Origin of the sequence: Microbacterium sp. (assembly GCF_044340635.1) — a bacterium.
Lineage (GTDB): Bacteria > Actinomycetota > Actinomycetes > Actinomycetales > Microbacteriaceae > Microbacterium.
In genome coordinates this window covers 127,496-152,661 of the sequence record NZ_JBIITF010000007.1, presented here as the reverse complement: position 1 = coordinate 152,661, position 25,166 = coordinate 127,496, and the positions used below count along the sequence as shown (strand labels likewise).

Annotated in this window: 13 protein-coding genes; all 13 read right to left on the bottom strand. The window is 69.2% G+C overall.

The window, feature by feature from the left end:
* Positions 1 to 276: 276 nt before the first annotated feature.
* A complete protein-coding gene (locus ACIQ0W_RS08560) occupies positions 277 to 759 on the bottom strand; it encodes a hypothetical protein (RefSeq protein ID WP_396642349.1) in 483 nt (160 codons plus the stop codon).
* Positions 756 to 2,183: a DUF5684 domain-containing protein gene (locus ACIQ0W_RS08555; protein WP_396642348.1), complete on the bottom strand. Its 1,428-nt coding sequence runs from the start codon at positions 2,181 to 2,183 to the stop codon at positions 756 to 758. Before ACIQ0W_RS08555 ends, ACIQ0W_RS08560 begins: the two co-directional genes overlap by 4 nt.
* A complete protein-coding gene (locus tag ACIQ0W_RS08550; protein ID WP_396642347.1) occupies positions 2,180 to 4,720 on the bottom strand; it encodes a transglutaminase domain-containing protein in 2,541 nt (846 codons plus the stop codon). Before ACIQ0W_RS08550 ends, ACIQ0W_RS08555 begins: the two co-directional genes overlap by 4 nt.
* Positions 4,717 to 6,078: a DUF58 domain-containing protein gene (locus ACIQ0W_RS08545; protein ID WP_396642346.1), complete on the bottom strand. Its 1,362-nt coding sequence runs from the start codon at positions 6,076 to 6,078 to the stop codon at positions 4,717 to 4,719. Before ACIQ0W_RS08545 ends, ACIQ0W_RS08550 begins: the two co-directional genes overlap by 4 nt.
* Positions 6,075 to 7,040, bottom strand: a complete 966-nt coding sequence (locus ACIQ0W_RS08540) for an AAA family ATPase (protein ID WP_396642345.1) — start codon at positions 7,038 to 7,040, stop codon at positions 6,075 to 6,077. The genes ACIQ0W_RS08545 and ACIQ0W_RS08540 overlap by 4 nt, the downstream gene beginning before the upstream one ends.
* Before the next feature lie 37 nt (positions 7,041 to 7,077).
* Positions 7,078 to 13,092: an Ig-like domain-containing protein gene (locus ACIQ0W_RS08535; RefSeq protein ID WP_396642344.1), complete on the bottom strand. Its 6,015-nt coding sequence runs from the start codon at positions 13,090 to 13,092 to the stop codon at positions 7,078 to 7,080.
* The gene (locus tag ACIQ0W_RS08530) at positions 13,092 to 14,243 is read right to left on the bottom strand and encodes a serine/threonine-protein kinase (protein ID WP_396642343.1); all 1,152 of its coding nucleotides are present in this window, start codon (positions 14,241 to 14,243) and stop codon (positions 13,092 to 13,094) included. The genes ACIQ0W_RS08535 and ACIQ0W_RS08530 overlap by 1 nt, the downstream gene beginning before the upstream one ends.
* 199 nt (positions 14,244 to 14,442) lie before the next feature.
* Positions 14,443 to 15,117, bottom strand: a complete 675-nt coding sequence (locus ACIQ0W_RS08525) for a spermidine/putrescine ABC transporter substrate-binding protein (RefSeq protein WP_396642342.1) — start codon at positions 15,115 to 15,117, stop codon at positions 14,443 to 14,445.
* 83 nt (positions 15,118 to 15,200) lie between these two features.
* Positions 15,201 to 15,683, bottom strand: a complete 483-nt coding sequence (locus ACIQ0W_RS08520; protein ID WP_396642341.1) for a hypothetical protein — start codon at positions 15,681 to 15,683, stop codon at positions 15,201 to 15,203.
* 18 nt (positions 15,684 to 15,701) lie between these two features.
* The gene (locus ACIQ0W_RS08515; RefSeq protein ID WP_396642340.1) at positions 15,702 to 16,724 is read right to left on the bottom strand and encodes an ABC transporter; all 1,023 of its coding nucleotides are present in this window, start codon (positions 16,722 to 16,724) and stop codon (positions 15,702 to 15,704) included.
* A gap of 130 nt (positions 16,725 to 16,854) precedes the next feature.
* A complete protein-coding gene (locus ACIQ0W_RS08510) occupies positions 16,855 to 17,505 on the bottom strand; it encodes a hypothetical protein (RefSeq protein ID WP_396642338.1) in 651 nt (216 codons plus the stop codon).
* 152 nt (positions 17,506 to 17,657) lie between these two features.
* On the bottom strand, positions 17,658 to 21,530 hold the full coding sequence (locus tag ACIQ0W_RS08505; RefSeq protein WP_396642337.1) for a DNA-directed RNA polymerase subunit beta': 3,873 nt from the start codon (positions 21,528 to 21,530) through the stop codon (positions 17,658 to 17,660).
* 44 nt (positions 21,531 to 21,574) lie between these two features.
* Positions 21,575 to 25,066, bottom strand: a complete 3,492-nt coding sequence (rpoB, locus tag ACIQ0W_RS08500; RefSeq protein ID WP_396642336.1) for a DNA-directed RNA polymerase subunit beta — start codon at positions 25,064 to 25,066, stop codon at positions 21,575 to 21,577.
* Between the last annotated feature and the right edge of the window lie 100 nt (positions 25,067 to 25,166).

The following is a 25,166-nucleotide window of genomic DNA, read 5'->3' as shown; positions in this document are numbered from 1 at the left end:
GAGCGTGTTCTCCGCCCGATGCGATCCGGGGATCTTCTCGGGTTCACGTCGACCCTCCGACGCGCCAGATGACTGTCACGTGTGGTGGGGGTATGCCGTGGGGGTGACCTGTTTGCAGGCCCGTCCCTGAGATGTGGCGTCGCGACCCATCACGGACCCGTGGACACGAAGCGGAGAACCGCTTCACACCCGAGGCACGTCACATGGCGCGCGCGAACGCACACCCATCCATGATACGCCCGGCGTCGGCGTGCGGTCAAACGAGGGCGACGGCACTCACACGCCGGCAGCGAACACCAGGGCGACGAGGGCGACGAGCAGCACGGCGACGAGCGCGATGATCGTCGCGACGAGGGTGACGAGCCGTCGGCGCGCGCGCGTGCGCAGCGAGCGGCGGATGCCCGAGGCATCCGGAATCGGATCGTGGATCGTCCGCTGGCCGCCCTCGGCGCGCTCTCTGATCGCCTCGGGGTGTCCTTTGCGAGATCCTCGTACGGGGGCGGCGACACGGCTGGGGAAGGCGACGACCGCACCGGCGACGGCGATCGGGGTGGGGCCGGGGGATCCTGCCGCGGTTTTCCGAGGGTGCGAAATCCGCCGGACGATGACGGTGTCGTCCGCGTGGTCCGCGGCGGCGAGGGCGACCGGATCGGGCGGTGCCGGCACGCGCGGGCGGCGCACGGTCGTGTCGACCCCGGGGATGTCCTCGGCCGATGCGCCCGACGCGTCCGGCGTGCCCGGCTCGCCGTTTGCGGTCACTCGCCCTCCCGGCGCAGTCCGAACTCGGCATCGCCGAGCAGGAACCGCGGGGTCAGCTGCTCGGGACAGCCCGCCGCGGCGTCCTTCTCGGCACCGTCCTCACCGATCAGGATCACGCCGTTGGTCGAGTCGAGATCGACGATCATCCATCCGTCGGGCGTCAGCTCCATGCGCGCGTGCGTCTTCGAGACCGTCCGTGTCTCATCCGGGATCGCGACGAGTTGCACATCGCCGTCATCGGGCTCGCGGTGCGGTCGACGTCCGATGATGACGACGTCCGCCGTCAGCGGGATCGGCGCGCCCAGGGTGGGCACGAGCGTCCAGACCGTCCGACGACGCGCGACGACGATCGTCTCGTCGAACGATTCGTCGAGCTCTTCGTTCCCGGGGATCTCCGGGCGCTTGTGCTGGGCGGACACCGACGTTCGCGCCGAACGAGGTGCACCCGATGTCGGCGCCCCCTGGACCGCGGAAACCTCCGCGGAGGACTCGTAGGTGAGTTCGGTCGATCCGAGGAACGGCTGGAAGGCGGGCGAGCGGACCGCGGCCGACGCGGGGGGAGCCCAGGTTTCATCCGTCGACCTCGCCGAGACGGGCGGCTCGGCCTGCGGTCGCGAGCCCTCGGTGTCGTCGATGTCCTCGGGAGAGAACGAGGGCCGCGGTCCCGGTACTCCGTTCGACGCGGAGGTCCCGTGCAGGAACCCCCGCGTCGGGACATCCCCGACCGCCGTGTCCGTCGGCTGCGCGAAGGCGGCGGGAGTCGTCTGCATCGTGGATCGGAAGGTGGGCACCGGGGGCGGCGGCGCGGCCTCCCGTGCGCCCTGGGCGGGCATCAGGAGCGCCCCACCCCGTCCCACCGGCGCCGGGACGACGGAGGGATACCCGTCGATCGTCGGGGGCGCGGGGCGCGGGGGCAGATCGGGGCCGCCCGCCGGCCCGTGGGCTCCGAACACCGAGCCGAGCGTGGCGCCGCCCGCGGGAGTGGCCGGCGGCGCGGGGGCCGGTGCCTCCGGTGCGCGCGAACCGTCGTCCGCCGCGGAGCGACGTCGCGCCGGGGTCGCAGCGTTTCCGGGCAGCCAACGTGCGGATCCCCAGCCGAGGATGCTCGACCACACAGGGAAGAGGAGCGCGCCGAGCACCGTCATGCCCGCGCCCAGCCCGAACGACCTGTTGATGCGATGCAGGGCGATCACCGCCACGACGAAGAACGCCAGCGTCCCGAGCACGGGCACCACCAGCAGAAGCACGAGCCAGCCGGAGAGGCCACCGAGGCGCAGGAGGACGACGGTGTTGAGGATCGGTACCCAGGCCTGCCAGGACGGCTCCCCTGCCTTGCGAAAGACGGCGGAGAGGCTCAGAGCCACCCAGACATAGAGAACAAGGGTGACGACCAGAGAGGTCGTGATGAGTTCGGTGGTGTTCATGATGAGCGCGAGTCGCCGTCGCGGCGTCGCGTTCTCCTCTCCTGACGACGTGGAGCGCCCGGAGGCGCACTCTTCGGCGAGATCTCCCGGGTGAACGATCTCAACGATACGGCTGCGATGACGGAACGCCATACGGTCTCTCGCGTCGAGAAGAAGCGGCGCTCTTCCTCGACGATGCGCCAGAACTCGTCCGACTCCGCCGGCGTGACGGCACCGGCGGCGAAAACGGCTCGATCCGCGCGATCAGCGAGCGAAAGTGCGCGGGGTGTGGCGTACTCGGCCGCCGTCTCCTCGCGCGTCTGCGTGCGGGGTGCGGGACGGCCATGGTCCACGGCCGCATCGACATATTCCTCCCAGCCCGCGACCACGCGGGCTGTCGGGTCGTCCCCGTGGCGGCGGCTTCGGCGGCGGAGTGCCTTCGCCGCCAGGACGACGACGAACGGACCGAGAAGCAGCGCCGCGATCACCACGACGATGCCGGAGACCCGCAGCACCGCCCACAATCCGCTGAGGTCCACGGGGGTCCCGTCGTCGCGGTCGTCGTTCGCCGGTGCGTCCTGCTGGACGGGATCCGGCGGGACGACCTCCTCGGCGTTCTCGGGCCGCACCTCGGTCTCGTTCTGGGGATCACGCTGACGGGTCAGATCGGTCTGGGGCGCCACCGTGCTCTGCGGCGTGACGTCGATCGCAACCCAGTCACCCGCGTCCGACTGCACCTCGGTCCAGGCGACGATGTCGCCCCCGCGACACGCGCCGGCGTCGCAGGTGCGCAGCCCGTCGTCCGAGGCCAGCCGCGCCCCCACGACAACGCGCGCCGGGAATCCGAGTTCTCGTGCGATGAGCGCCACCGCCACCGAGAACTGCTCGTCGTCGCCGACGGCCGCAACGAGGGGCAGGTCGTCCTCGCCCACCTCCGCCTCACGGTCCAGGAGGGCGCGAAAGAGGGCATCGATCCGAGCGAGCGAATGCCCCGAGGCGCTCGACTCGAACGCGTATCCCGGGATCTCCGTCAACCACGTCGGTGGCGACTCGGGATCGACCGATACGGCGTGCGAGAGATAGCCCCGCTCGCGGAGCAGTTCGACGAGACCCGCGAGGGCGGCGCCGCCGCTTCCCTCGACGTGCTCGGCTACCCAGCGCTGCAGGGACTCGGGTGATTCGACAGCGCCCGCCGGTCCCCCGGGAGCGGCGATGAGAGTCAGATCGACGGTCTGGGGCGCGACCGCGGTGATCGTGTAGACGTCACCCGCCCGCACACCACCCTCGGAGACCTGGACGCCGCCCCACGCGTCGCTGCTGTAGTAGAACGAATCGGCGAGCCCGCTCGCGCGCGTGCTCCCGAAGTCGATCGATTGCACCCGTCCGAGCGTGGGCAACCAGATCCCCGTGAGCTGGCCGATACGGATGTCCGCATTCAGCGGCGTGCCCTCGCCCGCGTCCAGACGCGCGGGCACCCGCACATAGCGGCCGGCGTCGACCTCGCCGCGAGGGTCGACGGCGCGGAACGTTTCGCCGTCGTAGTGGGACAGCGTCGCCAGTCGCACCCTCGTCGCGCCGCTTCCGCCATCGCTTGCGGAGACACCGTCACCGGTGTCCACGCGGAACAGGACCGCGTTCGAGCGAGGCTCGGTGAAGTTCGTGCGGTACTCGGTGAGCGGGCTGATGGCGCTCGTCAGGGCGGTCTCGGGACCGACGCCCGAGCGCAGGACAGTGCGCTCGGCGCCCTGAGCGACGGCGGGCACGATGGCCGCCGCAGCAGCAACGGACACCGCGATCATGCCGGCCCCGAGAGCCATTCGGCGGGCATCGGATGCTCCGCGCGAACGCGACATACGTACACCGCTCGCGGACGCCGCACGACGAAGCGCCCGCGAGCGCTCGGCATACGTCTGCCAGGAGAGCCACACGAGGCTGGCGACCAGGCTGAGCGCGCCGATCGCGGTTTCGAGGGGGGCGGCGAGTGTCAGGGGCCCGAGCTCGACCGTCGCGCTGACGTTCGTGCGACCGAAGAGAAGACCGAAGGCCACCATCCCCAACCCCACGAGCACGGCGAGAGCCGACATCGGTGGACGCCGCCACGCCAGCAGCAGCGCCGCGGTGACGCCGAACAGGAAGACGATCAGGGCCGGGACGAGCAGGTTCCGATACGCGCCGGCGGGAAGTTCGACCGTGAGCAGGTCCTTCCACGCGGTGATGCTCCCGAACAGCACTTCGCCGAGCCCGGCGACGGCATCGGGGAGGGAGGTCATCCGCGACGGCACGGCGACAGGGACGCCGAGCACCATCAGGCTGCCGAAAGCCACGAGACCCGTGAGCCATCCGGGCCAGCGGAGCGCGCGCGCCGTCGCGGCGATCGCCGCACCGGCCACGACGGCGGCGATCACGAGGATCAGGAACGCCAGTGAGCGATAGATCGGCCACGCGGCGAGGGCGGCCAGCGTCGTGATGGTGGCGACGTACAGGCTGCCCGCCGCGATCCGGGCACCGGATCGCGATACGCTCCGCCGCCGCAGCGGCCTACCCACGCTTGCCGTCATGATCCGGCTCCGCGCAGCATCAGACTCGCGAGATCGTCGAGCACGCCGATGGTGAGGACGGTGACACCGCCGACGCTCTGCATCCGCGGGTGCGCGCGCTCGTCACACACCACGGTGATCACGGCGGTGTCGGCGGCGAAGGCCAGGGCCGCGCGACGTAGCGTCGACGTGGTGACGCGTGACCCGCAGACGATGATGGCGATCGACAGGTCGTTCTTGGTCTCCGCCGTCAACCGACAGATACCCTCGATCGGCATCGTGTTCTCGAGGGCTTCGACGCTGCAGAATCCGTCCAGCAGGGCGCGCGGCGATGCCGCCGAGATGTCACGGATGGCCCGCAACCGGCCCCGCACGACGCGCGGGATCTCCGCGCCCGTCACCACGTCGAGGTCGCGTCCGTCGCGCACCGCCTGCACGCCCAGCGATGCGGCGGCACCGACGGCGAGCTCGAACTCGTCGGCGTCGGCGAACTCCTTCTCGGAGAGGCCGAGCATCACCGCCATCCGCGATCGACGCGACTCCTCGAATTGCCTCACCATGAGTTGCCCGGTCTTGGCCGTGGACTTCCAGTGGATCTGCCGGCGCGCGTCACCCGGCGCGTACTCGCGGATCGCGTGGAACGACATGTCCGCGTCCACGAGGCGGCGGGTCGGCTGGCCTTCGAGGTCGCGCACGAAACCCGCGCTCGTGGACGGCACCGGGACGGTTCGGGGGTGCACGTACACGCGACGGATGTCGTCCCAGGCGCGCTCACGGCGCAAGAGTCCGACGGGATCCGTGCGAACGGCGGTGGGCGGGCCGACCGTGATGATCCCCCGACGCAGGGCGGGAATCGTCAACGGCTGGGCGACGAAGTGTCCGGCGCGCATGAGGGGAACGCCCAGCTCCACAAGCCCGTCCCCCACGGGCAGATCGAGGCGCCCGGGCAGCGCCGTCGAGCGACCGCGATTTCGGATGACGATCTCGCCCGTCAGCTCGCCGCCCACGACAACCCGCTCGTGGGCGAGGCGCACCACGACGTCGTAGGCGCGCGCGCCGAACAGGAAGGGCACGCAGAGCACGAGCATCACGAGGGATGCGACGCCGGCGACCAGCCACTCGACCCACCCGAAAGCGGAGCCGAGAGCGAGGCCGAGGGTCGCCGCCGCCAGCACGAGCCAGCCCGCGGGCATGACCGCGCCGCCCGCGCGGTCCGCCACGGCGCGGACGCCTGCCGCGACGGCGCGGGCGGCCGTCACGATCCATACGCCGGCGCGCGCCCCGCGCTCACCCCGCGCCGTCGTCGTGACGCGCGTGCGCTCCGCAGACCCGGACGACGCCGACGTCCGGGTCACAGGTGCCTCGTTGCTCACGCTCATCCGGGCTCACGCTGGGTCGGTGGGGCGACGTCGAGCAGTACCTGCCCGATCACGGCTTCGGGGCTGACCCCGTCGAACTCGGCCTCGGGATGCAGGATCAGACGGTGCGAGAGCACCGCGACCGCGAGCGACTTGACGTCGTCGGGTGTGACGTAGGTGCGCCCGCGAGATGCCGCGCGTGTCTTGCTGACATGCGTCAACCCGAGTGCGCCGCGGATGCTGACGCCGAGGCGAACCTGGTCGGCCGTGCGGGTCGCTTCGACGAGACGCGCGATGTAGTCGAGCACGAGCGCGTCGATGTACACCTCTTTGGCGATGTCGGCCATCCCGATGAGTGCCTGCGGAGCGACGATCGCCGTCAGCTCGGAGGTCGGGACGGCGGCGCCACTCAGGATGCGCACGGTCGAGGCGTGGTCGGGGTACCCGAGGGACGTCTTCAGCAGGAACCGGTCGAGCTGCGCCTCGGGGAGGCGGTACGTCCCCGCCTGCTCGACGGGGTTCTGCGTCGCGATCACGAGGAAGGGATCGCCGACCGGGCGGCTGATGCCATCGATCGTGACACTGCCCTCTTCCATCACTTCGAGCAGTGCTGACTGGGTCTTGGGGCTCGCGCGGTTGATCTCGTCGGCCAGCACGATGTTGGCGAACACGGGGCCGGCGTGGAATTCGAAGGCGCCCGTCTTCTGGTCGTAGACCGTGATGCCCGTGATGTCGCCCGGAAGCAGGTCCGGGGTGAACTGGATGCGGGTGTTGGTGCCCTGCACCGATTGACCGAGGGCCCGCGCGAGCGACGTCTTACCGGTGCCCGGGACATCCTCGAGCAGAACGTGACCGTCGCTGATCATCGCGGTGAGCACGAGCTCGACGACGTGGCGCTTGCCGAGCACAGCGCGCTCGACGTTGTCGGCGAGCTGCGAGAAGGTCTGCGCGAACCATGTCGCCTGGTCCTGGGTCACGCTCATGAGAACGACTCTTTCGTCGGGGATCGGGTGTCGAGGATCATTGCGCGGGCACCACGGGTTCGGGATCGGCGGGTGGCGGGTCAACGGGGGCTTCGGGGACCGGGATGGGGTTGTTCGGCGTGCACGCGCCGCCGAAGGCCGCGGAAGCGGGGTCCAGGCCCCAGCCCTGCCCGTTCCACGAAGCGGTGACGCCGATGTCCCGGACCGAAACCGCACCGAAGGGGACGACTCCGACGTCGGGATCGAACACCAGGGCATTCCCGCCCGCGTCCTCGAACACGGCGGTGCGCGTGTCGAAGGTGATCCCGGCGCGCCCCTCGGTCGACGAGCCGGAGAGTTGCAACTGCTCGCCCCCGACGCAGGACACGACCTGCCAGGCGGCCTGCACCTGGAAGGGCGCGCTGCCCGAGGCGGGAGCGACGGCAGCCCACTCGCTGGATGTACCCCACTGCGTATGCGTGTACCGCACGCGGATGCCGGGGTCGGCATCGAAGACCGGGTTCGGCGGCGCGCCCTCGAACTGCGGCACGTTGAGCGTCGGCGCGTCCTCGTTCGACGTCGGCAGATCCCGGATGACCCAGCGAGCGCCGTTCGTCTCGACATCCGGTGTCGGCGACACGACGAAGGTATAGCCCTGCGGCGGCGCGGTGCTCTGCACGGCGCGCACCGACTGCTGCACGGACGCCGATCCGAAGGTCTCGCCCGCGAAGCGCGACACGGCGCAGGCGGTGAAGGCGTACTCGAGCCCGTCCGGCACGGTGAAGCTCGCCGACCCGTCGGGGCTGGTCGGCGAGCACGTCCGGTCGGCGCGCGAAACGCCCAGTCGCAGCGCGGAGCCGTCGCCACCGGAAGCCGCGGCGGCCTGTGCGCTGATCGTCGAGGTGCCGTCGCCGTTCGCGCTCGAAGTCAGCGACAGCGAGATGCCGGTCGGCGCCCCGATGCCGTTCGCCTGGATCGCGACGGACGTTCCCGATGTGGTGCCGGTGAGCCCGGGCGGCAATGGGAAGCGGGACTGCGGGGTGACGACGACGGTCGTCGAGGTGTTCGCGCCCACGCGAAAGGACGGAACCGTGAGCGTGCCACGTCCGCTCGGCAGGTTGACCACGACCGTTTCGCCTGCCGCACTGGTGATCTGCACCGAACCTGTCTTGTCCTGGTCGATCCCCTCGATCGTGAGACTGATCAGACCGCCCTCTCCCCCGGTGAGGACCGGGGCCCACGTGACCGATGCCGGGGCCGCGGGGGTGTCATACGCCCATGCGACCGTGCTGACGCTGGTACGAGACTCGCCCGTCGCGTTGACGGCGACGACCTCGTAGGTCCGTTCGACGCCGTTCGGCGCGGGGATGCTGGGGCATATCCCCTCGACCGAGCATGTCGCGACGACCGATCCGGTTCCCGATCCGGATGCCGAGGATCGGACGACGAACTCGGCGAGCGCCGGATACGCCTGGCTCGCGGCGCCCGGATCGACGCGCAGCGTCACGGCCCCGTCGGCGTAGGCCACCTGGCGGACGCTCGCCGCGGCTTGCGGATACCCCTGGAGCTCGAGCGACAGAGCACCGTCGCGCCCGCCGCCGGTTGTGCGCCCCTGGGCGTCGCGCAGGGTGAAGGAGGCTGTGCACGTCGCACCCGGGGCGTCCTCGGTCCACTCGGCGAGGACGGTTGCAGCGGACGCGACCGAGAACGTGACACCCACGCACGCACCCGTCGCCGCGACCCCGACGACCTCGAGCGGCGTGCGCGGCAGCGGATTGACCTCGCCGGCCGCCCCGACGACGGGAATCACACACGATGAACCACCCGATTGGGAGCACTGCTGGACGAGCGTCCCCCCGACCGGCAGCGACGACGGCACCGGGCCGACCCGCAGCAGCAAGCGCACGGGCTCGACACCCGTGTGGCTCGTGATCGAGACGGTGACCGCCTCCTGCGTGCCGGGCACGGCACGGTCGGTGCCCGTGATCGTCAGCCGTCCGTCTTGCGCGTCGATCGCGAACGACGAACCGGTGTAGTCGATGGCGTAGGCGATCCGGTCCCATTCATCGCGCCCCTGCCAGCTCGTCAGCGTGCGCAGATCGAAGTCGGCGCTGGCTCCGGGCGCGATCGTGAGCGCACCGCCGCGCAACTGCGGCTGGGGCGCGACCGCCAGCACGCGGATCGGGATGGCGACGACGCTCCACTCCTGCGTCCCCGCCAGACGCACCGGCACATAACACGCATCCGCCCACGGCGCAGCCAACCCCGCCTCGTAGCGGACGGTCGTGCCCGAGACGAGTTCGCAGGATCCCTGCGGACGCGCGCCCGAGGCCGCAACGTCGGGCGACACCTGCAGCCTCGTGCCATCCGGGACGGGAACGAGTGCGGCCACATCGATGTTCTTCGAGCGTCCCTCGGTCACCTCTTGGGCGCTCGCACCGCCGCGCAGGGCGAGCTTGACGTCGCGCTCGCCGGGGATGCGGAGGAATCCGTAGGTGGTGACGGGGCCGGATGAGCCCTCACCGGTGAGTTCGAACGCGACGATCCGACTCGTCACCGGAAGGGGCCCCGAGATGGTCGTGCCGTCGACCTCGAGATCGGCAGGTGCCCCCCACAGGGAGAGGGTCAGCCCGGAGATGTCCCCACCGGTCCAGCGCACCTTGCCCGAGACCACGTCGACGCCCTGCACGAAATCGTCGCGGGTCTCTGCGGTGAGCACGGTGTCGGCGACGATCGGGTAGTCGGGCACGGCCTCACGCACGACTCGGACCACGACCAGACCGCGCGCGGTGTTGCCGGAGTCGCTCTCGACGTCGTACAGGTACGACATCGTGCCCGGCTCGGAGCTTGCCGTCACGGCGATCGTGGTTTCGTCGACGGTCCGGACGAGACTTTCGAGCCGCTCGTACTCCTCGCTCGCCGTCCCGTTCTCGAGCGTGGGCGGCAGGTCGGGCTGAACGCCCGTCAGACGGAGCGTGCCGCCGGTCGGATCGATGTCGTTGGCGAGCGGGCTCACCTCGATGACGTTCTGCGTTCCCGCCTGCACCTGGACGTAGTCGGTGAAAGTGACGGGGCCCGGGTTGGACTGGCCGTCGAGGACCCCGACGCGGACAGTCCCGACCCCCGTCGCGCCCGCGGCATCCACGATCCGGTATCGGAACGAGACCTGGCCGCGGAACCCGGCGACGCTGGAGTACACGATCGACGACCCATCCGCCGAAATGGAGGCAGCGCCGGAATCCGGCTGGCTGAGGACCGCGTCCAGGGCGACCGCGTCGCCGTCGGGATCGACGCCGAAGGAGTCGAACGGGATGGTCGTGGTCTGGCCGCTCAGCACGCGCCCCTCGAGGGTCTCGGGGAGCGGATCGCGGTTGGCATCGTCGGACTGGACGGTTATGCGCACCTCGGCCGTGTCGACCAGCGCGGGTGATCCGGTCGCGTACACGCCGTACTGCACGACGTACTCGCCAGGGGCTTCGGGGGCGAGATAGCGCAGCACGCCGCCCGAGGCGAAGGCGAGCCCCTCGGCGGTCGATGACACGACCGCCGCCGGGTTCAGCGTCAGGCCTGATCCCGACGGGGCGACATCGTTCGCGAGCACCGGGATGTCGACCTGCGCGCCCTGCCGGACGACGACCGAATCGCCGACCGCGATCGGGGCGAGCTCGGGCGCCGGAGGCAACAGATAGATCGTCGCCTCACCGACGACGCGGGCCCCGGCATCCGCCGTTCCATCGCTCACGACGTACGAGACGGTGCCGAGCCGGCCAGAACCTCCCGTGGCGGTCGTCCCTGAGACGCGCATCGAGTTCTGCCCGACGACGTCGACGCTGAGCGTCGCCCCGGCCTCGATGCGCGGGACCGCGTCGCTCAGCAGCAGCACCCGACGCGTGGGGTTCGAGACCGCCGCGAAGAGATCGACGGTCACGTCCTCGCGGGGGTGCACGAACGCCACGACGGGCGCCGTCGCGAGCTGCGCGGCCGCGTCGTCGGCGAGCAGGGTGATGCGGGCCGTACCCGTGGCCTCGCTCGTCCCATCGCCGACCGAGAAGCTCACCCGGTAGGTCCCGGGCTGTTCGGCCGTGATGTCGAACGCGGTGCCGCCGGGGGTCGCGACGACACTGGCGGGCGCGTCGTCGAGGACGCGCACCGCGGTGAGCGTCAGCTGCCCCGCCGTACCGGTGACGTGCGGTGCGACATCGACCGTGAGTCCTGCGCCCACCGTGTCGACGACGGCGAAGGACTGGACCTGCAGGCGCGGCTGCGTCGAGACGCGGACCGTCAGCGGCTTCGTCGCGACCGCCCCACGCGTGTCGGCGACGGTGACCTGGAGGTCGATGAGCTGCGCGGCACCCGAGCCATCGTCCGCGTGCTGGTAGACGACCTCGCCGGAAGGGGAAGCCGTCACCACGCCCACTCCGGAGGGATTCTCGACGGACAGCAGGAGCAGCGGATCCCCGTCGGGATCGACCCAACCGGTCAGCACGGGCACCGACACCGTGCCGCCCGTCGCAACCTCGGGCGCCGGCCATTCGGTCAGGCACCCGTCGGTCCCGCACCACTCCGGTGCGGCGTTCGACGCCTCGGGCTCGACGGTGAGCGTGACGCTCGTCGGCTCGGAATACAGACCGTCGACGGCCGTGCCGTCACTGACGCGGTACGTGAACGAACCCGAGCCCCGCGCGCCGTCGGCGACCCGGACCGCGAGCCGCTGACCGCTGTCGATGATCGTGACCCCGCCGAACCCGGGGTCGAGCCCGCTGATCGATGCGGGATCGATGCTCAGCACGTCTTCATTGGGATCGTGATCGTTCAGCAGCACGGGCAGCACGACGAGCGCTCCCGAACGCACGCCGAAGGCGTCCGGCTCAGCGACGGGGGGCTTCGGGTCGAGGACGACCGGGGCCTCTTCCTGCGCGTCTTCGATCGTCGGATCGACGCGATCATCCAGCGACCAGTCCTGGCTCGTCGCCACCAGTTGACCGTCGGGGAGGGTCCACACCCATCCGGAGCGTGTCTCATTCAACGCGACGACGCCCTCGCCGAGGAGGAAGGACGGTCGACGTTGGTCATCGAGTTCGAGGCCGGCGTAGTCGAGCACGGACTCCCCCGCGCTCGAGTCCCACAGCACGCCCCCGCCCGAGGGCGCCAGCCATGCGGCGTAGGTCGTACCATCGACCGTCACGGGTCGCGCGGGAGTACCGAGCACTTCCTGTCCGGTGCCGAGCTCCCGGATCGCCGGCGCGCCGTTCACGTCCAGCCGTACCAGACGCGTCTCGTCCGCGAGGTACACGGCGTCCGCGGACGTCGACGGCCGGCTGAGCACCCGACCGCTGAGGGTGTCGGTCTCGATCGGGTCGGCCGCGTCCTTCCGCCAGGCCACCCCTGTGTCGAGGTCGACGACGAACCACACCCCCGACGCCGCCGAGATCGCCGGATCCACCGCGTCGATCACGGCATCATCGACCCCGCGAACCGTTCGCGTACCGATGTCGTAACGCAGGACGGCGCCGTCGACCTCCGAATAGCTGTACAGGATGCCGGCATCATCGACCGCGATGGCATCGGCCGCGTATTGCGGCCCCTCCTCGGACCCATCGCCCGAGCTGTCGTCCGGATCGACCTGCGTGGGCGAAGCGTCGCTCAGGCGTCCGGCCCACACCGCGCCCGTGTCGGTGAGGTACGCCACGAAGTCCCCTGCGACCGAGACATCCGTCGTCCCCTCCGGGGTTGACGGCGATTCACGCAGAGCCTCGTCGTCGAGGTCGACGGGAAGCGCCTCGTCGACCCGGGTCACCTTGCCGTAGCTTTCGGAGAAGAGATACGGCCCCGAGCCGCCTCCCTGCGCGACCAGGGTCGGATCCGTCACGGTCCGCACCGTGTCGAGCTCGCCGATCGCCGTGTTCACTCGCGCATACCGACGTCCATCGCCCGTCTGCAGCGCCCAGACGGACGTGTCGATCGACGGGGTCTCTCGGGCATCGAGTCCGGGCCAGACGATGCCGATCCCGATGACGGTCGTGAGGGCGGCGACCGCGGCGAGGCCCGTGATCAGCCTGCGCCGGCGCGCCATCAGAAGCCTCCCGCCCCGAACAGCGCACCGAGCGCGCCCGCGATGACCGCGACCGCCACGACGACCGCCGCACCCACGATCCAGGGCCACTTACGCGCGGGCGCCGCGCTGCCCGAGAAGTTCGTGCTCGAGATATCGGCGTCCTCGTCACGCGCGAGCGCCGCGACGCCGCGCCGGGACGGCGCCTTGCGCGTGGTGTCCTGGGGCACCCACGGCCGCGCGGGCCCGCGCAAACCCGCATCCGCGAAGTCGACGGATGTCGTGGGCGCCGCCCACTCGTCCACGGCGACCTCGAGCGGGGTCTGGTCGATGCCCAGCTCGGCTTGGACCGCGCGCAGCGCCTCGCCGAACGAGAGCGCGCCCGCATACCGCCGGTCGGGGTCGCGGTTCATCGCGGTCGCGAGCACCTCTTGCAAGGACCCGGGAACGTCGGCGCGGGTGAGCGGGGGGTAGTTGGCGTGCGCGATGCGGCGGCGCAGGTGCTCACGCGTGTTCTGGCCCTTCTCCCGCCGCTCGAACGGGCTGTGCCCGGCGAGCAGCGAATAGACCGTCGCGCCCAGTCCCCACACCTCGCTCGCGATCGTGCCCGAGGTCTTCTCGGTGATCACCTCGGGCGCACTCCAGGGCACACTCATCGCCAGCATCTCGTCGGCCTGGCTGCGGGCGAGCGACGACGAGATACCGAAGTCGGCCAGGACGGGTGCCCCGAAGCTCGTGACGAGGATGTTGCTCGGCTTGATGTCGCGGTGCACGAGCCCGGCGCGGTGCGCGGACTCCAGCGCGCTCGCCATCTTCACCCCGATCGCCAGAGCCTCGGCGACCGGGATCCGCTCGACGCGGTAGCGCTGCGAGAGCGAACCCGGGCAGTACTCCATCACGATGTACGGACGGCCCTCGGCCGAGACGCCCGCCTGGTAGACCGTCACGATCGACGGATGCGCGGACAGGTGCGCCAAGACATCCGCTTCCGAATTGAACATGCGCAGCAAATCGGCGTCGCGCACGTCGCTCGGAAGCACCTTGACCGCGACGTTGCGACGCGGCATGTCCTGCTCGTACAGGAACACGTCGGCGAAACCGCCCGAGCCCAACGGCCGCACGTAGGTCAGGCCGGGCAGGGTGGGGGGCGCAGACGGCAGCCTTTTGGCCACGTGCTGTCCCCCAGACTGCTCTACCCGGCGGCACTCCCGAAAGGATGCGCGCGCCGATGCCCTCAACCAACTGAGACGTTCACTGCCCCCGCACCGATGAACGCCGCCCCTGCGACCGCGAGGGTTCCACACATGCTAACAAAGTGCGACGGTGGGCCGCCCCGCCGATCCACAGCTTCCGGCTGCGACTCCAGATGGCCTAAGCGTCTGGTCCCGGCGTCGGAAACGGCGGCATACCGGGATCGAAAGGCGCATCGAGCGACTGCGACAGCTCGGCGAGCAGGGCATCGACCTGCGGTTCGACGTAGCGGGTGACAGCCGCCTGGATCCGCAGGCGATGGTGGAGCAGGATGGCGCAGACCTCACGGCCGATCAGGTTGGCGTAATCGTCGGCCAGTCCGACCTCTTGGCGCAGCGCCGCTTTCGCCGCATCGGTCAGGGCGGGCAGAGCGGGAACCTCCGCGTCGACCTCCTGCGCGAGCCCCGAGATCGTGAAGAGGAAGGGTGCGCCCGCGACGGGATCCGGATCCATCGGAAGACCCTCGTACTCGGGTTCGAGCCCTTCGGCCGGCCGGTAGCTGCGCGCCCGATTGCGGGCGGCCTGCTGGTCGAGTTCGGCCTGCAGCATCGGCAGGTTGAGGGATGTGTAGAGGGCCACAGCCTGGTCGACGATCGCCTTGATGCGGGTCGACAGTCCGTGCTGAACGGCGTGCGGAACATCCGAGCCGAGGCCCGCCGCAGACAGCACAGGGGATCCGAAACAGCGTCGACAGGGGGCGACCCTGCCGCGATGGGTGGAAGGTTCCCAGCGCGGAAGCCAGCGCAGCCAGGCATCGACCGCCCCACTGACCTGCGTCTCCAAAGACCGCTCCACGGGACCAACGGTAGTACCGGGATGCCGCGACAGGACAGACATCCGCGTATCGGCGCGCTCGTGGCGCCCTTCGACCCGCGGGTTCAGCCCTCGTCCGGCTCGTCCCGCTCCCAGGGCCAGCGTGCCCCGCCCGGGCCGGCACGCACCGCCACGAGGGCGATCGCCGCCGACACGACGCCGGCCACCACGATGACCGGCATCGGCCACGACACCGCGATTCCCGCGGCCACGCCGAATGCGCGCAGGGGATCTATGCCCGAGATGAGAGCGCCGATCGCGACGCCGACCACGTACCCGAGGGCCGCGGCAAGGCCGGCGAGCAGCGCCATCCCGATGCTCGCGCGTCGCAGGAGCGCAGGATAGGTGACGGCCATGAAGCCGATGATCGCCGTCACGGTGCCGAGGATGCCGGGAAGCTGCGTCAGACCGCGCTCCGCGATCACGGCCTCGTCGAGGGCGAGTCCGATGACGCCGAGCCCGAAGATCAGGAGCGCGACGAAGCCGACGGCTGCGAACGCCAGGATCGTGAGCGAGCGCGGCCGATCGGCCCCGCTCGCGTCCGTCATGACAGCGCCTATCTGCTCTTAACCCTGGGAGGAACGCGCCAGCGTGGGGCCCGCCTCGAGGGTCCGCTCGTACTCACGCTGCGCCTCGAGGTTCAACTCGCTCACGCGGCGACCGCGCGCTGCGACCCACGCCCCGAACCAGATCGTGAGCTCGCGCCCGATGACGAAGGCGGCAAAGGCCAGAGGTGCGACCAGCTGCGCCTCGACGAGGTCCGCGCCCTCACTCCGGGTGAGCTGCCAGAACGGTGCCTGGAAGAGCTGACCGACCACGTGTGCGCCGTAGGCGACGAACCCGATGAGCAGCCCCCAGACAACCCAATGCGCCCAGCGTCCGCGGTTGATAATCGCGCCCAGCAACCAGAAACCGATGAAGAAGACGGCGGTGGTGATCCACAGCCACCACGAGGTGAGGGCGTCAATCGCAAAATCGACGACGGTATCGAACGTGAGCGAGCGATCGATCAGGCCGATGGCGAGGGCCGCGGCCAGGTACAGCACCGCGAAGCTGACGGCCGCGAGCAGACCGATCAAACCGGCCGCGGCGCGGTTGCCACGCGGGCGGGGCGGCTCGGGAGCCTGCACGAAGATCGGCTGAGGGCTGGCGAAGGCCGCCGGGGCTGCGGCGGCCGGGGCAACGCGAGCGTCGGTTGCGGGCTCGCTCGGCGTCACCGGAGCGGGCGGGGCGAGGGGGGCAGCGAGGCCGGAGGATGTGTAGGCCGTCGTCGGAGCGTCGGAGCCGGACGCGTAGGCCGTGGTCGGCGCATCCGAGTCGGCCCTGGCTGCGTCTTCGGGCTTGGCGGACGAAGCGTCGGACGGCTCGTTCGTCGCGGCGGCTTCGTACATCGCATAGTCGATGTCCTCGCCGCGCGATGTCGTCGATTCGCCGCGCGATGTCGTCGATTCGCCACGCGATGTCGTCGGGGTGATGTCGCGCTGAGCGGCTTCGGCGTCTGCCAGGCCCTCGTGCGCGCGGCCCACGACGTCATCCACCGGCCGCGGGTCCTCGACGGGTGCGCCGGGCTCCTTGCTGGCGTCGCTCATGGGTGTGCTCCTCACGCGGGGACGGTCTGGCCGCCCAGTCTGTGCGGGGCGCTCCCCGCGGGCCTCAGGCTACCCCGGCGTCGCGGCGAGGCCGGGCAGGCATGCCGCCGTGTGTCGGATGCTTCGTAGATCAGGGCCACACGCGCTCCTCGGCGCTCGCCTGATCGAACGGGGGTCCCGGAAAAGTCCGCACGACGGCGAGCCACCGCCCGCCCCTCAGCACGTGGGATTCGGCGGCGGAGGTGTCACCGGCCGGCAGATCGCAGCGGAGGCCGTCTTCGAGGGATGTGCACACGAATCCCGTGGCGGGGAGGACGTTCTGCGCTGTCTCAACGGCGGAGGCGTCCACGTCGGCAACCGTGACCGTTGCTGTGCCCGCGCCATCCGTCCACGCGCAGCCGAGCGTGACCCGAGCACCGAGAGCCTCGGGCAGGCCCGCCACGGAAGAGGGCGGGTACTCGATCGACTCGTCGAGGGACGTCCCCTTCGCGGCCTTGAGCTGATCCCACAGCGCCCTCGGGTAGAGGTCGCCGCACGTTGTGGGCACACCGGCCTCGTCGTCGACCGGGGTCGATGGCGCAGTCGCGGTAGGAGACGACGACGGCTCGCGAACCGGCGCAGCAGGGCGGGGATCGAGGGCATTTCCCACGACCTCCCCCGTCCACGCGAGCACCACGGGCGTCATGGGCGCGGCGAGCCACACGAGTCCGGCGACCACCACGAGGCTCACGACACCGACGAACCACGCGAACGCCGTGTTGCGTCCACCGATCTTCGCCACCGCCGTCTCCCTCGCGCTTGCCCCTCAGCCCCGGAACGATCCCCGCGCCCAGAGTATGCGCCGGCCGCCGACCAACCCGGGCGCGACGCGGCCCGGCGGGCAGGGACGCGAAAAAGGGGGCCCGCCGTAGCGGACCCCCTTTTCGGTACTACTTAGTTGTAGGTGCCGGGCGTGAAGTCATCCGTCGAGAAGCTGTCGAAATCGACGAACCCGAGGTCGGCTTCGGAGTAGACACCGTCGGACGCGAATACCCGGTTCGGGTAGCGCTCGCTCTTGGCCTCTTCCGTCGCCTCGACGACGACGTTGCGGTACTTGCCGAGGCCGGTACCCGCCGGGATGAGCTTTCCGATGATGACGTTCTCCTTGAGACCCATCAGCGGATCGCTCTTGCCCTGCATGGCCGCTTCGGTCAACACGCGGGTCGTCTCCTGGAACGAGGCGGCCGACAGCCACGACTCGGTCGCCAGCGACGCCTTGGTGATACCCATCAGCTCCGGACGACCCGACGCGGGGCGCTTGCCCTCGCCGACCGTCTGGCGGTTGATGTCGATGAAGCGACGCGAGTCCACGAGCTCACCGGGCAACAGCGTCGTGTCGCCGTGGTCGACCACGGTGACCTTCCGCAGCATCTGGCGAACGATGACCTCGATGTGCTTGTCGTGGATCGGGACACCCTGCGAGCGGTACACACCCTGGACGCCGTTGACGAGGTACTTCTGCACCTCGCGGGCACCCTGGACACGCATGATGTCCTTCGGGTCACGCGTACCGACCTGCAGCGCCTCGCCGACCTCGACGTGCTGGCCGTCCTCGACCAGAAGAGTCGCGCGCTTCAGGACCGGGTAGACCTTGGGCTCGTCGCCGTCGTCGGGCGTGATGATGACCTTCTTGGCACGATCGGTCTCGTCGATCGTGATCCGTCCGGCGGCCTCCGCGATCGGCGACGCACCCTTGGGGGTACGGGCCTCGAAGAGCTCCTGCACGCGGGGCAGACCCTGCGTGATGTCATCGGCCGAGGCCGAACCACCCGTGTGGAAGGTACGCATCGTGAGCTGCGTTCCGGGCTCACCGATCGACTGGGCCGCGATGATGCCGACGGCCTCTCCGATGTCGACGAGCTTTCCGGTGGCGAGCGAACGGCCGTAGCACTTCGCGCAGACGCCGACGGCCGAGTCACAGGTGAGGACGGACCGCACCTTGATGGACTCGACGCCCAGCTCGATCAGACGATCGATCAGCACGTCGCCCACGTCGTCTCCGGCCGAGGCGACGACCTCGCCCGTGCTGTCGACGACATCCGAGGCGAGCGTGCGCGCGAACACCGAGTTCTCGACGTTCTTGTCGCGCACGAGCTGACCATCGGCGCCGGGGGCGGCGATCGTGTACTCGAGGCCCTTGCCGGTGCCGCAGTCATCCTCGCGGATGATGACGTCCTGCGAGACGTCCACCAGACGACGGGTCAGGTAACCCGAGTCGGCGGTACGCAGGGCGGTGTCGGCGAGACCCTTACGGGTACCGTGCGTCGCGATGAAGTACTCGGCGACCGACAGCCCCTCGCGGTACGACGAGATGATCGGACGCGGGATGATCTCACCCTTGGGGTTGTTCACCAGGCCTCGCATACCCGCGATGTTGCGGATCTGCAGCCAGTTACCACGAGCACCCGACGACACCATGCGGTTGATGGTGTTGTCTTCCGGGAAGTTCTCGCGCATCGCGACCTGCACCTCGTCGGTGGCCTTGGTCCAGATGTCGATGAGTTCCTTGCGGCGTGCGGAGTCGTCGATGAAGCCCATGTCGAAGTCGTCCTGGACCTTCGCGGCGTCCTTCTCGTACCGTCCGACGATCTCCGCCTTGTTGGGCGGCGTCAGGATGTCGGAGAGGGCGACCGTGACACCCGAACGGGTGGCCCAGTAGAAACCGGCGTCCTTGATGCGGTCCAGCGTCGCCGCAACCTCGGCCGGGTATTCCTCGGCGAGCTTGTTGACGATCTGCGACAGCTTGTTCTTGTCGGCGACGTCGCGCACGAAGGGGTAGCCCTTCGGGAGCGTGTCGTTGAAGATCGCCTGTCCGAGCGACGACTCGACCAGCCCGTGACGCTCGTAGCCCTCGGGCGCTTCGCCCTCGAGGAACGACAGTCCCGGGATGCGGATGCGCACGACGGCCTGCAGGTCGAGGGTTCCCTCGTCCTTGGCGAGGATCGCCTCGGAGACCGAACCGAACGCGCGTCCCTCGCCGGCAGCACCCTTCTTGACCGTGGTCAGGTGGTGCAGGCCGATGATCATGTCCTGCGAAGGCAGGGTGACCGGGCGACCGTCGGAGGGCTTCAGGATGTTGTTCGAGGCGAGCATCAGGATGCGTGCCTCGGCCTGGGCCTCGACCGACAGGGGCAGGTGGACGGCCATCTGGTCACCGTCGAAGTCCGCGTTGAACGCGGCACAGACGAGCGGGTGCAGCTGGATCGCCTTGCCCTCCACGAGCTGCGGCTCGAACGCCTGGATACCCAGACGGTGGAGCGTGGGCGCGCGGTTGAGCAGCACGGGGCGCTCGCGGATGATCTCTTCGAGCACGTCCCAGACCTCGGGGCGCGTGCGCTCGACGGCGCGCTTGGCGGCCTTGATGTTCTGCGAGTGACCGAGGTCGATGAGGCGCTTGATGACGAACGGCTTGAAGAGCTCCAGCGCCATCTGCTTGGGCAGACCACACTGGTGCAGCTTCAGCTGCGGGCCGACGACGATGACCGAACGGCCGGAGTAGTCGACGCGCTTTCCCAGCAGGTTCTGACGGAACCGACCCTGCTTACCCTTCAGCATGTCGCTGAGGGACTTCAGGGCACGGTTGCCCGTACCGGTCACGGGGCGACCACGGCGGCCGTTGTCGAACAGTGCGTCGACGGCCTCCTGCAGCATCCGCTTCTCGTTGTTGACGATGATCTCGGGGGCACCGAGGTCGATCAGGCGACGAAGACGGTTGTTGCGGTTGATCACGCGACGGTAGAGGTCGTTGAGATCGGATGTCGCGAAGCGGCCACCGTCGAGCTGCACCATGGGGCGGAGCTCCGGCGGGATCACCGGGACGACGTCGAGCACCATCGCGGCGGGGCTCATGCCCGTCGAGAGGAACGCGTTGACGACCTTGAGGCGCTTGATCGCACGGATCTTGCGCTGACCCTTGCCCTCCGAGATCTGCAGGTGCAGGTTCTCGGCCTCGGCGGCCAGGTCGAACGCCGCGAGGCGACGCTGGATCGACTCGGCGCCCATGTGGGCCTCGAAGTACAGGCTGTAGCGATCCTGCAGCTCCTGGAAGACGTCGTCCTCGGGCTTGAGGTCGCCGACCTTCAGGTTGCGGAAGTCTTCCCAGACGCGCTCGAGACGGGTGATCTGCTCGTCGAAGCCCTTACGGACCTGACCCATCTCCTTCTCGGCGGCGTCCTTGAGCTTCTTCTTCTGGTCGGCCTTGGCACCCTCGGCCTCGAGAGCAGCAAGCTCCGTCTCGAGGGTCTGCAGGCGCGTCGCGATGCGGGAGTCCCGCTGGTCGCCCAGCGTCTTCAGCTCGAGGCGAAGTTCGTTCTCCAGCTGCGGCATGTCGGCGTGACGAGCGTCGTCGTCGACCGAGATGACCATGTAGGCCGCGAAGTAGATGACCTTCTCGAGGTCCTTCGGCGCCATGTCGAGCAGGTAGCCGAGACGCGAGGGGACACCCTTGAAGTACCAGATGTGCGTGACGGGCGCGGCGAGCTCGATGTGGCCCATGCGCTCGCGACGGACCGAGGACTTGGTGACCTCGACGCCGCAGCGCTCGCAGACGATGCCCTTGAAGCGAACCCGCTTGTACTTTCCGCAGGCACACTCCCAGTCACGGCTGGGTCCGAAGATCTGCTCTCCGAAGAGGCCGTCCTTCTCGGGCTTCAGCGTGCGGTAGTTGATGGTTTCGGGCTTCTTGACCTCGCCGAAGGACCAACGACGGATGTCGTCGGCGGTGGCGAGACCAATGCGAAGCTCGTCAAAAGTTGTTACGTCGAGCACGTGTTCTCCTGTGTCGAAATCTTTAGTCGGTTATGAGTCGGGGGTTAGATCTCGTCGATGGACGACGACTCAAACCGGCTGGAGATGTTGATGCCGAGCTCTTCCGCGGCGCGGAAAGCCTCGTCATCCGTGTCGCGGAGGTTGACCGCCGTACCGTCCGCCGAGAGGACCTCGACGTTCAGGCAGAGCGACTGCATCTCCTTGATGAGCACCTTGAAGGACTCGGGGATGCCGGGCTCCTGGATGTTCTCGCCCTTGACGATGGCCTCGTACACCTTGACGCGACCGAGGATGTCGTCGGACTTGATCGTGAGGAGCTCCTGCAGTGCGTAGGCGGCGCCATAGGCCTCGAGGGCCCAGACCTCCATCTCACCGAATCGCTGACCACCGAACTGCGCCTTACCACCCAGCGGCTGCTGCGTGATCATCGAGTACGGGCCCGTCGAACGTGCGTGGATCTTGTCGTCGACGAGGTGGTGCAGCTTCAGGATGTACATGTAACCGACCGAGACCGGCGCGGGGAACGGGTCGCCCGAGCGGCCGTCGAACAACAGCGCCTTACCGGTGCCGTCGATCAGGCGGTCGCCATCGCGGGTCGGGATCGTGACGTCGAGCAGGCCCTGGATCTCGGCCTCGCTCGCACCGTCGAACACCGGGGTCGCGACCTTGGTGCCGGGGGCGGCCTCGAAGGCCTCCTGCGGCAGCTTGGCGGCCCACTCCGGGGTGCCCTCGACCTTCCAGCCCTGCTTCGCGATCCACCCGAGGTGGGTCTCGAGAACCTGGCCGAAGTTCATGCGGCCGGGGATACCGAGCGGGTTGAGCACGACGTCGACGGGGGTGCCGTCGGCCATGAAGGGCATGTCCTCGACGGGCAGGATCTTCGCGATGACACCCTTGTTGCCGTGACGGCCGGCGAGCTTGTCACCCTCGGTGATCTTGCGCTTCTGGGCGATGTAGACCACGACGCGGCGGTTGACGCCCGAGCCGAGCTCGTCGTCGCCGTCCTCCGCGTTGAACTCCTTGACGGCGATGATCGTGCCCTGCTCGCCGTGGGGAACCTTCAGCGACGTGTCGCGAACCTCGCGGCTCTTCTCGTTGAAGATCGCGCGCAGCAGTCGCTCCTCGGCCGACAGCTCGGTCTCGCCCTTGGGCGTGACCTTGCCGACGAGGATGTCGCCGGGGCGGACCTCGGCGCCGATGCGGACGATGCCGCGCTCGTCGAGGTCCTTCAGCAGGTCGGGCGCGACGTTGGGGAGGTCACGGGTGATCTCCTCCTTGCCGAGCTTGGTGTCGCGCGAGTCGACCTCATACTCCTCGATGTGGATCGAGGAGAGGGTGTCGTCCTTCACCAGGTTCTGGTTCAGGATGATCGCGTCCTCGAAGTTGTGACCCTCCCAGGGCATGAACGCCACGAGCAGGTTCTTGCCGAGCGCGAGCTCGCCGTTCTCCGTCGCGGGACCGTCTGCGATGACCGCACCGACCTCGACACGGTCGCCGGCCGACACGATGACGCGCTGGTTGTAGCTGGTGCCCTGGTTGGAGCGGTCGAACTTCCGCAGGTAGTACTCCTGCGTTCCGCCCTCGTCCAGCTGGAGCGTGACGACATCCGCCGACACCTCGATGACGACACCGGCCTTCTCGGCCGTGACGACGTCACCGGCGTCGATGGCTGCGTAGCCCTCCATACCGGTACCGACGAGCGGCGAGTCGCTGCGCAGGAGCGGCACGGCCTGACGCTGCATGTTGGCACCCATGAGGGCGCGCTGTGCGTCGTCGTGCTCGAGGAAGGGGACGAGGGATGTTGCGACCGACACCATCTGGCGCGGCGAGACATCCATGTACCCGATCTCTTCGGGGTGGAAGAGGTCGACCTCGCCGCCGGTCTTACGGGCGAGAACGCGCTCTTCGACGAAGTGACCATCGCCCTTGAGGGGCGCGTTGGCCTGGGCGACGATGAAGTCTTCCTCTTCGCTGGCCGTGAGGTAGTCGATCTGCTCGGTGACGCGACCGTCGACGACCTTGCGGTACGGGGTCTCGATGAATCCGAACGCGTTGATGCGCGCGAACGATGCGAGGGATCCGATCAGGCCGATGTTCGGGCCTTCCGGGGTCTCGATCGGGCACATGCGGCCGTAGTGCGAGGGGTGGACGTCACGGACCTCGACGCCGGCGCGCTCGCGCGACAGACCACCGGGTCCGAGCGCCGAGAGGCGACGCTTGTGGGTCAGACCCGCGAGCGGGTTGTTCTGGTCCATGAACTGCGAGAGCTGCGACGTTCCGAAGAACTCCTTGATCGCGGCGACGACGGGGCGCACGTTGATCAGGGTCTGCGGCGTGATGGCCTCGATGTCCTGCGTGGTCATGCGCTCGCGGACGACGCGCTCCATGCGGGACAGACCCGTGCGGACCTGGTTCTGGATGAGCTCGCCGACGGCGCGGATGCGACGGTTACCGAAGTTGTCGATGTCATCGGTAGCCATACGGATCTCGGCCGGCTTGCCGCCACGCAGACCCGGGAAGGTCGCGTCGCCGCGGTGCAGGCGGACGAGGTACTTGATCGTCGCGACGACGTCCTCGACGGTCAGGACCGAGGCCGAGAGCGGCTCGTCGAGACCGAGCTTCTGGTTGATCTTGTACCGACCGACCTTGGCCAGGTCGTAGCGCTTCGGGTTGAAGTAGAAGTTGTCGAGCAGCGCACGCGCGGCCTCGGCGGCGACCTGCTCGCCCGGACGGAGCTTGCGGTAGATGTCGCGGAGCGCATCTTCCTTCGTGACGATCGTGTCCTTCGCGAGGGTCTCTTCGATGGAGTCGAAGCCCGCGAACTCGGTCATGATGTCTTCGCTCGTGAGGCCCAGGGCCTTGAGGAACACGGTGACCGACTGCTTGCGCTTGCGGTCGATGCGAACGCCGACCTGGTCGCGCTTGTCGATCTCGAACTCGAGCCAGGCGCCACGGCTCGGGATGACGCGCGCCGAGACGATGTCCTTGTCGGACGTCTTGTCGGGGGTCTTGTCGAAGTACACGCCGGGCGAGCGGACGAGCTGCGAGACGACGACACGCTCGGTGCCGTTGATGATGAACGTGCCCTTGCCGGTCTGCAGGGGGAAGTCGCCCATGAACACGGTCTGGGTCTTGATCTCACCGGTCTGGTGATTCATGAACTCGGCCTCGACGTACAGCGGGGCGGCATACGTCTTGCCGCGCTCCTTGCACTCCTCGATCGAGTACTTCTCGGGCTCGAGGTACGGGTTCGTGAACGACAGCTGCATCGTCTCGGACAGGTCCTCGATCGGCGAGATCTCTTCGAAGATCTCCTCGAGGCCGCTGATCTCGGGAACGTCGGTGCGACCGATGCTCTGGGCCTCGGCGACGCGGGCCTTCCAGGCCTCGTTGCCGACGAGCCAGTCGAAGGACTCGGTCTGCAACGCGAGAAGGTCGGGGACCGTCAACGTGTCAGAGATCTTCGCGAACGAGAGGCGGGATGCTCCGCGACCGGTCTTGGGGGTGGTGGTGGATGCGTTGCGCGCAGCGGCCAAGGGAAAAACCTCCATGGGCCCCGAAGGGCTCGTGTTTCCTCGTCGTGGGTGGATTGCTCGCCTTCCCCGAAACCAGAGGGCCGCACGCCGCTTTCGCGGG